The organism is Aquabacterium sp. (genome assembly GCF_021768455.1).
Classification (GTDB): Bacteria; Pseudomonadota; Gammaproteobacteria; order Burkholderiales; family Burkholderiaceae_C; genus Aquabacterium.
The window spans coordinates 1-7,923 of sequence record NZ_JAIZVX010000173.1 but is presented as its reverse complement, the minus strand read 5'-3'; the positions used below and the strand labels follow the sequence as shown (position 1 = coordinate 7,923).

Genomic DNA, 7,923 nt, shown 5'->3' with positions numbered 1-7,923 from the left:
GCTCAAAGGGGGTGGGGGCGTGCACGTCGACAACCAGGGCGCGGGTTGTCAGCGCGATCGTCTCGCCTGGCAACCGAGAGGGAAAAGGGTGGACTGAAAGTGTAGGTCAGGCGCCCGGTTCGCGCTGATACGCTGCCGATGCCTGGGCCCCGATCAGGGTTGCCCGGTGCAGGGGCGTATCGGTCAGCCCTGGCCGGCCAGATGCCGAAGCTTGACGAAGGCCAGCGCCGCCATCACCGCATCGTTGATGGCATCGTGGGCCTCGCGCTGGGGCAGCCCCAGATCGTCCATCAGCGCAGCAAAGCGCAGGTCGATGGGCTTGAGCCCCTGCTCGTGCGATGGCAGCTGCCGGTACTTGAGGTCGTAGTACATGGCCGAGACCTCGAAGCGCGGCTGCGGCAGCTTGACCCCCAGCATGGGAAACAGCAGACGGTTGATCATGGCCAGGTCGAACTCAAGGTAATACCCCACCAGCGGCCGGCTGCCGATGAACCACATGAGCTGTCGCAACGCCTCGTCGATGGGCATGCCCTGCGCCACATCCTGCTCGCGCAAGCGGTGCACCTTGACGCTCTCGGCTGTGAGCCGCCGCTTCTCTGGTTTGACGATGAGCTCCAGCCGCTCGCTGGTCATCACCCGGTTGCCGCGGATGCGCACGGCCCCGATCGCGATCACTTCGTCGCGCTGGGTGTCCAGGCCGGTGGTTTCACAGTCGAGTGCCACCCACTCGTCAGGCGGGGGCGCGTCCCACATGAAGCGGAAGCGCTCGTCACCAATGTGATAAAGCATCCAGGCCCGCGAAAGGGCGCGCCAGGCCTGGACGGGCGAAAAAAGGCCGAGGGGATGACTCATGGTGTGACGCCGGGGCGGGCCGATCAGATCGCGTCCAGGTGGAAACGATGGCGCAGCATCGCCTTGAAGCGCTTGACCGCGCCCAGGGCGTCTTTCAGCAGGTCGCGCTCCAGGGGGCTGAGGCGATCGGGGTCGATGTCGCCCGAGACCGGCTTGCCCGTCTCCAGCGCCAGCAGCCCCGTCTTGAGCTTGAGTCCCATGAAGAAGTGAAGGCTGTCGGTCAGCTCTGTGCCCACCACCGGCGGAAGCTTGCCCGCGGCCACCAGGGCCTCGATGCGCTCCACCGTGCCAATGGCCTCCACCTGCGTGGCCAGCGCCAGGCTGCGCACCCCGTGCACCAGCGGGAAGATGCCCGCCTTCTTCAGGTTGAGCTGCTGCGCCTCGCCACCGCCCAGCGGCCACAGCCTGTTCCACCAGCCTCCAGCCTCGCCAAAGGCGTCAATGGCCGATGCAAAGCGGGCCAGCAGCGCGTCGTTGCCGGCCGCCTGGGACGCCACCGTCTGCCGGGTGGCACGGCGCAAACCCTCCAGCAGGCTGGTGTCCCCGGCGACGGCGTGGGCGTCCATGAAGATGGCCAGCGTGATCAGGGTGTCCGCATCGGGCATCAGCAGCCAGCGTTTGATCTGCTCCACAAATGCCGACTCGGCATGGCGCCACACGGGGTTGTTCACCATGATGCGGCCCGGGCACTCGGGGTAGCCGAAGTCGATCAGGGCCTGAGAAAAGCGCGCGCAGATGCCTTCCAGATCGGCAGGCGGCGTGTAACCATCGCGCAGCACAAGGCCGTTGTCCTGGTCGGTCTTGAGCAGCTGCTCGCCTCGGCCTTCGCTGCCCATCACGAACAGACAGCTGTTGGCCACCAGATCCGGCGGCGCCAACAGCTGCCAGGTGCGCTCGAACAGCCGGGCATTCAGCTCCTGAACCAGGCGGGCGATCTGCGCCACGCGCGTGCCACCGCGGTGCAGCAGCGTGATCAGCCGGGTGATCTGCCCGGCCGCTTGCTGCAAGGTCCCCAGGTCCTGGGCCTCGGCCATCTTCAAGGTGATCAGATGCGAGTGGTTGGAGAGGAAGCTCAGCAGGTCGAGCTGCTCCAGGATGCCGACCACCTGCAGGCCTTCCCGCTCAGTGCCCTCCCCGCCTTCGGCCAGCGGCCTTGCGACCACCAGGCGTCGCACCTTGTGGCGGATCATGGCGGTGAGCGCATCGAAAACATGGGCCGTTGGCGGCACCGTCACCAGCGGGAAGGAAGCCACCTGCCCCACCGGCAGCACATCAAGCGGGATGCCGGTCAGGATGGCATCCTGCAGGCCCGTGTTGGTGAAGATGCCCAGCCGCGGCGGCACGCAGGCCCGGTCCTCGACCAGCACGGCGGTGGTGTGCTGGCCGGCAAACACCTTGACCACCGAGACGATGTCGCTGCGGGCGTCGACCACATGGGCTGGCCGCAAGAAGGCGTCCTGCACCTGCGCCATGGTGAGGGACTGCAGTTCATGCTGGCTGTGGCGCTCCGACAGGGCGCTGAGCTTGTTCGAGAGATCGGAAAACAGCAAGGCGCCAAACGTTGCGTTCGTGTGGATCAGCTCGGTGACCGTGTCGCGCGCGAGCTGGTAGGCCACCACCTCTTCCGCGGCCACAAAGCGATCGGCCACCTTGCCTGCCACCAGGCCCCGGCCGTCAAAGCTGTCGTCAGGCCCGTAGGTCGCGACCACCTCATCCCCGTCGAACTGTTGCACATGCCCCTTGATGAGGATGAACAGATGGGTGACGGCCATGCTCGTGTCGAGGATCACCTCCCCTCGCGGGAAATATGCAATGTCGACGCTGTTGCGAACACGCTGCTGCTCTTCGGTGCTGAGGCAGTCGAAAGGCGAGGCGTTGAAGTTGAAGGCGCTGGGCATGGCCGCACTCTACGCGGCGAGACCCCACCTGTGTCTGCTCGGGCTTGTCGCAAAGCAGGACAGGCCCAAAGAAACTGGCTCAGGGGCTGGCGAGCGGCACCTCTGCCGTGGCCGACTTGGCGGCAGGGCTTGCCGGGCGAGCCGCCTCACCGCCTGGCCGTGTCACCGTCTGGCAACGCCCCGCATAGCGGGCCGGATCAAAGGGGGCCAGTGACCACATCGCCCACCCCGTCCCGGTGAGCCAGCAGCACACCAGAAGCCCCAACCACCAAGAGGAGATCGGGCGGCTCGCCCCTGCCATGGGTTCAGGCATGGTTCACCGTGAACGTGCCGACGGCGCCACGCAGGCTGCGCTCCTGTTCACGCAAGGCCGTCATGGTGGCACTGAGCTGCTCCACAAATGCCGCGTTCTGCTGCAGAGACGTGTCCACCGCCGCGACCGAGTTCGTCACCTTCTCCAGCGCAGGCCAATCACGGCGCGCACGCTCGGCCGTCAGCTCGACCAACTGAACCACGTTCTTCACCACATCGAGAACCTCACTCATGGCTTCGCCTGCGCTACGCGCCTTGGCTGCACCGGTGAAAGTGCGCTCACTGGCATCGGTGATCAACGCCCGAATTTCCTTGGCAGCCGATGCGCTGCGACCCGCCAAGGTCCGCACCTCGCTGGCAACGACCGCGAAGCCGCGGCCCTCTTCGCCGGCACGGGCAGCCTCCACCGCCGCGTTCAAGGCCAGGATGTTGGTCTGGAAGGCGATGCCATCGATGACGGCGATGATGTCGGAAATCTTGCGCGAGCTCTGCTCGATGTGCTCCATGCTGGCCACCACCTCCGAAACGGCCTGCCCCGCACGCTCGACCGAGTGGCCTGCACCCTGCCCTAGCTCACCGGCCTGGACGTTGATCTGCATGCTTTCGCGCACACCGTCAGCGTAGGAACGCAATTCATGCGCCACCTGCTGGCCAAACGCGGCACTCTCTTCCGTTCGGTTGGACAGATCGAGCGCACCGCTGGAGATGTCGGACACAGCCGCCCCCATCACGTTCGCAGCCTGATTGATGTCAAGTAGCACCCCTCCCAACTGAGCCTGCATCTGGTTCATGGAGTGAAGGAGCTCCTCATGCTGGGGCGCGCCCGGTTTGAGCTCGCTTTGCCGAATCTCGATGGCCCCAGCCTGGATCTGGCGCGCCATGGCCGCGACCGTGAGCGAAGCGCCCAGCAATCCGCGCAACTTGAGCGCGATCAGCGACAAGACAGATGCCTGAACACCGCCGACCAAGCCATGCACCAGAAAGTGCCCCCAGGCGCCACGGTCATCTCCCCAGACGATGGGCCCCATCCCACTGGGCTGCAAGAGCGTGAAGGCCAGGTGATGCGCGGCAATACCCAGATAGGCCGCCATGAGGGGGCGCCAGTCAAAGTAGATGACCAGGAAGGACATCATCACGAAGAAGCTGAAGTGGGCTTCCATGTCCCCGGCAGCTTGCTGCACGATCAGGCCGGTGTAAGTCATGAAGCTCAACCCCATGGTCACACGGGTGAGCACCGCAGCAGGGCTGATGCGAGTCAGCCACCAGGGCAGCAAGAAAGTGGGCACCCCGACGACCAGGGCCATCAGCCAGGTTCCGTTCCAGACGCCCAACGCCAGGCAAAGCAGAAGGTGGGCGGCACCGGCCAGATTGGCCACCCGGTGGGCCAGACCGTAGTGCTCTGCCAAAGGGTCACTGGAAATGCGGGTGGGTGCTGTGCTCATTCGCCGGTCTCCTTCTCACGGAGGCTTTCGTCCGGCGGTTCGCAAAATGAAGGCTGGGACAGTTGGCCAATTGCCAACAATTGCCAGCCCTGCCCTGGCAATGCCGGTGTCGGCATCGGTGCCCCGCGACACATGGGCGCCCTGTGCAAGGCATTCGGCCAAACAAAAATGCCCCGGCAGAACCAGTCTGTCGGGGCATTTTCTTCATGAGGTGGTGGGGTGGCTGATGGGACTCGAACCCACGACAACCAGAATCACAATCTGGGACTCTACCAACTGAGCTACAGCCACCTCAGCGAAGAATTAAAGTATAGCGCGTTTTGAACCGTTTCACGAAGCCGACGCAGATTTTTGTGTTTCTTCTGCCTTGTCGCCATCCTTCTTGTTGCCATTCAGGTACTCGACCTTGTACTGGCGCTTCAGCGAACGGTAGTAGGCCTCGGCTTCTGCCTTGCCCCAGTAGCCTCCGAACTGGGCCTCGGTTTCCTTCAGCTCCTGGGCGCTCACCTGCGGCGCGATCACCTTGTTGACCTTGAGCAGGGCCACGCCCTCGGCACCCAGGTCCACCACAGTGAAGGCCGGCAGTTGTTTCTCCGGCACACGCAGGGCTGCGTCCATCACGGCTGGCGGCTGCGAATACACCGTGCGGCGAGACATCTGCACCGCCGCCGGCAACTGGGCCTTGTCAGGCGAGGTCTTCCACAAAGCCAGCTTGGCATCGGCATCGGCGCGGGCAGCCTTCAACGCCTCGGCGTTGACCCAGCGCTCACGCAGCGCAACCTGAACCTGCTCGAAAGGCTGACGCGCAGCCGGGCTGTACTTCACGATGCGGGCCGAGACGAGCTTGTTCGGCGCCACTTCCACGGCCTCGGTGTTACGGCCCTTGACACGGTTGTCGGCATTGAACAGCGCCTCCAGCACGCGGGCATTGGAGAGCACGCCCTGGTCCTTGGTGCCCGGCACGCGCAGGACGTCGTTCATGGTCTGCAGAGGCAGCTTGAGCTCGTCGGCCACGGGCTTGAGCGCGTCAGACTGTTCGTACACGGCGTTGGTGAATTTCTCCGCCACTTCGGCGTACTGGCGCAAGGCCAGTTGCTTGCGGGCATCGTCTTCCAGCTGCGGGCGAACGGCCTCGAAGGCCTGCACCTGACCGCCACGGGCCCCGGTCACCTGGATGATGTGGACACCAAAGTCGCTCTCCACCAGGCCGCTGACCTGGCCGGGCTTGAGCGAGAAGGCCGCATCCTCGAAGGGCTTGACCATGGCGCCACGGGCAAAGAAATCGAGGTCACCACCATTCACGGCCGAGCCAGCGTCGTCCGAATTCTTCTTGGCCAGCTCCGCAAAGGCAGACGGATTTTTCTGCACCTGGGCCAGCAGGCCTTCGGCTTTGGCGCGAGCCGCTTTCTTCTGGTCGGCAGAAGCACCCTTGTCGAGCTTGATCAGGATGTGGCTGGCGCGACGTTCTTCAGGCGTCGTGAAGCGGGCGGCGTTCTCGGTGTAGGCGCGGCGCAGGTCGTCTTCACTCACCGACACACGCTGCTTGAGGGTGTCGAGGTCGAGCACGACGTACTGCACATCGGCCTTTTCCGGGGCCTTCAGCCATGCAGCGTTGGCCGGATCGTTGTAGTAAGCCTTGAGTTGCTCAGCCGTGGGGTTCAGGGCCGCGGCGTAGGCCTTGGGCTCGAACTTCGTCCACTGCACTTCGCGAACCTGGAACAGCGCCTCGACCGCATGGCGGTTGGCCAGTGCCGACGCCTCACCCGACGCCTGGACCCCCGAAAGCACCTGACCGACGGTCAATTCCTGGCGCAGCAGGGACTCGAGCTGGGCGGGCGTCATGCCACGGGCTTCCAGCAGGCCCTTGTTGAGCGAGCCATCGGCGTTGCGCAGGGCTGCGAATTGCGGATCGGTCGAGAACACGCGGACCAGACGGGCCGTCGGGGCCGTGAGGTGCTGGTCCTGTGCGGCCGCGGCGAGCACGTACTGGCGCACCAGGGCGTCGAGGGCCTGCTTCTTCACTTCGGGGGTGTCAAAGGATGCGGCATCGGCCTCAGGCTGCTGGGCCCGCAGGCGCTCGACCAGGTTGCGGTGGGCGTTGTCCCATTCGGCCTGGGTGATCTTCTGCCCGGCGACCTTGGCCACCACGCCTTCGCCATCAGCAAATTTGGAATAGCCCTGGATGCCGAAAACCACGAAGGACGGCAGGATCAGGAGCACCAGGATGAACTGGAGGATGCGGGTGTGCTTGCGGACGAAATCAAACATGACGATTGATCAGTAGGAGGCTGATCGACGGTGGCACGGTGGAGAGGAATGCTGGCGGTGGCCAGGGGGCCACAGGCCCTCCGCACTCACGCAGGCAGCGCGGATCATACCGCCCCACCGTGTTGCGCTTGGGCACCGGATGTCGGGCCCGCCACGCACGCTCACCAAGAAGGAGAGGCACAGCGCCTGACGCCCCCTCACCCCGGTGGAAATCCGGCGCCGATGCCCCTGAATCAATAGGTGAATGCTAGTATTTTTTCCTGTCTTTTCCCTATATGAAACCCTGCGAATGACCGAGAGCACATGGTGCCCCCACTCCCCGGCACAAACACGATGGCTCCCTGGTCTGGCAATGGGTCTGGTCGCCCTGGCCATGGGTGTCCACGTTCTTCCGGCCGCGGCCTCGGAAGCCGTGGTCACGCCACCGGCGGGGACCGCCGTGTCTGCGATCCCGGCCTACCGTGTGGGCCGTGGCGACGAGCTCAATTTCCGTTTCACCTACACCCCTGAACTCAACACCGTGGCGCTGGTGCGCGCCGATGGCCGAGTCTCGCTGCCGCTGCTGGGTGACGTGCTGGTCGAAGGGATGGAAGTCCAGGCCATCGCCAGGCAGGTGGAGACCGCCCTGGCTGCCCGCGTGAAGCGCCCACAGGTGGTCGTGAACCTGCAGGGCCAGGCAGCGTCACAGCGCGTGTTCGTGGGCGGAGAGGTGGGCCTGCCCGGTGCGCAACCGCTGGTGGGTGCCCTCACGGTGCTGCAGGCCGTCATGGCTGCGCAAGGTTTGAAGGACACGGCGCAAGCTGGAGAGGTGATCGTGCTGCGCGCTCAAGGCGAGGGCGAACCGTCACAGATCAAGGTGGACCTCGCCGGGCTGATGAGCGGGCGCCCCGGCGCACGCGATCTGGCCCTCATGCCACAGGACGTCGTGCTGGTGCCGCGCAGCGGGGTCGCCAGTCTCAACGTGTGGGTCGACCAGTACCTGCGTCGCAACCTGCCCATCAACTTCGGCGTGAACTACACCATCAACCAGAACCGGGGCCAACAGTGAGCCACCCCGAGCACCACTCTGAACCCGGCCACGGCTGGGCCGCCCACCGCGCAGAAGCCTGGCAAGACCGTTACCGCATCGGCGCAGCCCTGTGCACAGGGCT

General features: G+C 65.1%; 5 protein-coding genes and 1 tRNA gene. 1 reads left to right on the top strand and 5 read right to left on the bottom strand.

What is annotated here, in order from left to right; translation table 11 throughout:
• Positions 1 to 183 precede the first annotated feature (183 nt).
• The 5 genes from QZ994_RS17375 to QZ994_RS17355 all read right to left on the bottom strand — a co-directional run bounded on the left by QZ994_RS17375 (position 184) and on the right by QZ994_RS17355 (position 6,772).
• On the bottom strand, positions 184 to 852 hold the full coding sequence (locus tag QZ994_RS17375; RefSeq protein WP_290874614.1) for a 3'-5' exonuclease: 669 nt from the start codon (positions 850 to 852) through the stop codon (positions 184 to 186).
• A 23-nt stretch (positions 853 to 875) separates the two neighbouring features.
• Positions 876 to 2,750, bottom strand: coding sequence for a putative nucleotidyltransferase substrate binding domain-containing protein (locus tag QZ994_RS17370; protein WP_290874611.1), 1,875 nt, complete (start codon positions 2,748 to 2,750; stop codon positions 876 to 878).
• Between the two features lie 305 nt (positions 2,751 to 3,055).
• Complete coding sequence (locus QZ994_RS17365; protein ID WP_290874608.1) at positions 3,056 to 4,504, bottom strand: methyl-accepting chemotaxis protein; 1,449 nt, start codon at positions 4,502 to 4,504, stop codon at positions 3,056 to 3,058.
• A 215-nt stretch (positions 4,505 to 4,719) separates the two neighbouring features.
• Positions 4,720 to 4,795: transfer RNA gene (locus tag QZ994_RS17360), tRNA-His, on the bottom strand.
• A 39-nt stretch (positions 4,796 to 4,834) separates the two neighbouring features.
• Entirely contained in the window at positions 4,835 to 6,772 is a 1,938-nt protein-coding gene (locus QZ994_RS17355) for a SurA N-terminal domain-containing protein (RefSeq protein ID WP_290874605.1), read from the bottom strand.
• Positions 6,773 to 7,145: 373 nt separating this feature from the next.
• Here QZ994_RS17355 and QZ994_RS17350 point away from each other — a divergent pair, with 373 nt between their 5' ends.
• The gene (locus tag QZ994_RS17350; RefSeq protein WP_290874602.1) at positions 7,146 to 7,820 is read left to right on the top strand and encodes a polysaccharide biosynthesis/export family protein; all 675 of its coding nucleotides are present in this window, start codon (positions 7,146 to 7,148) and stop codon (positions 7,818 to 7,820) included.
• Positions 7,821 to 7,923: the final 103 nt, after the last annotated feature.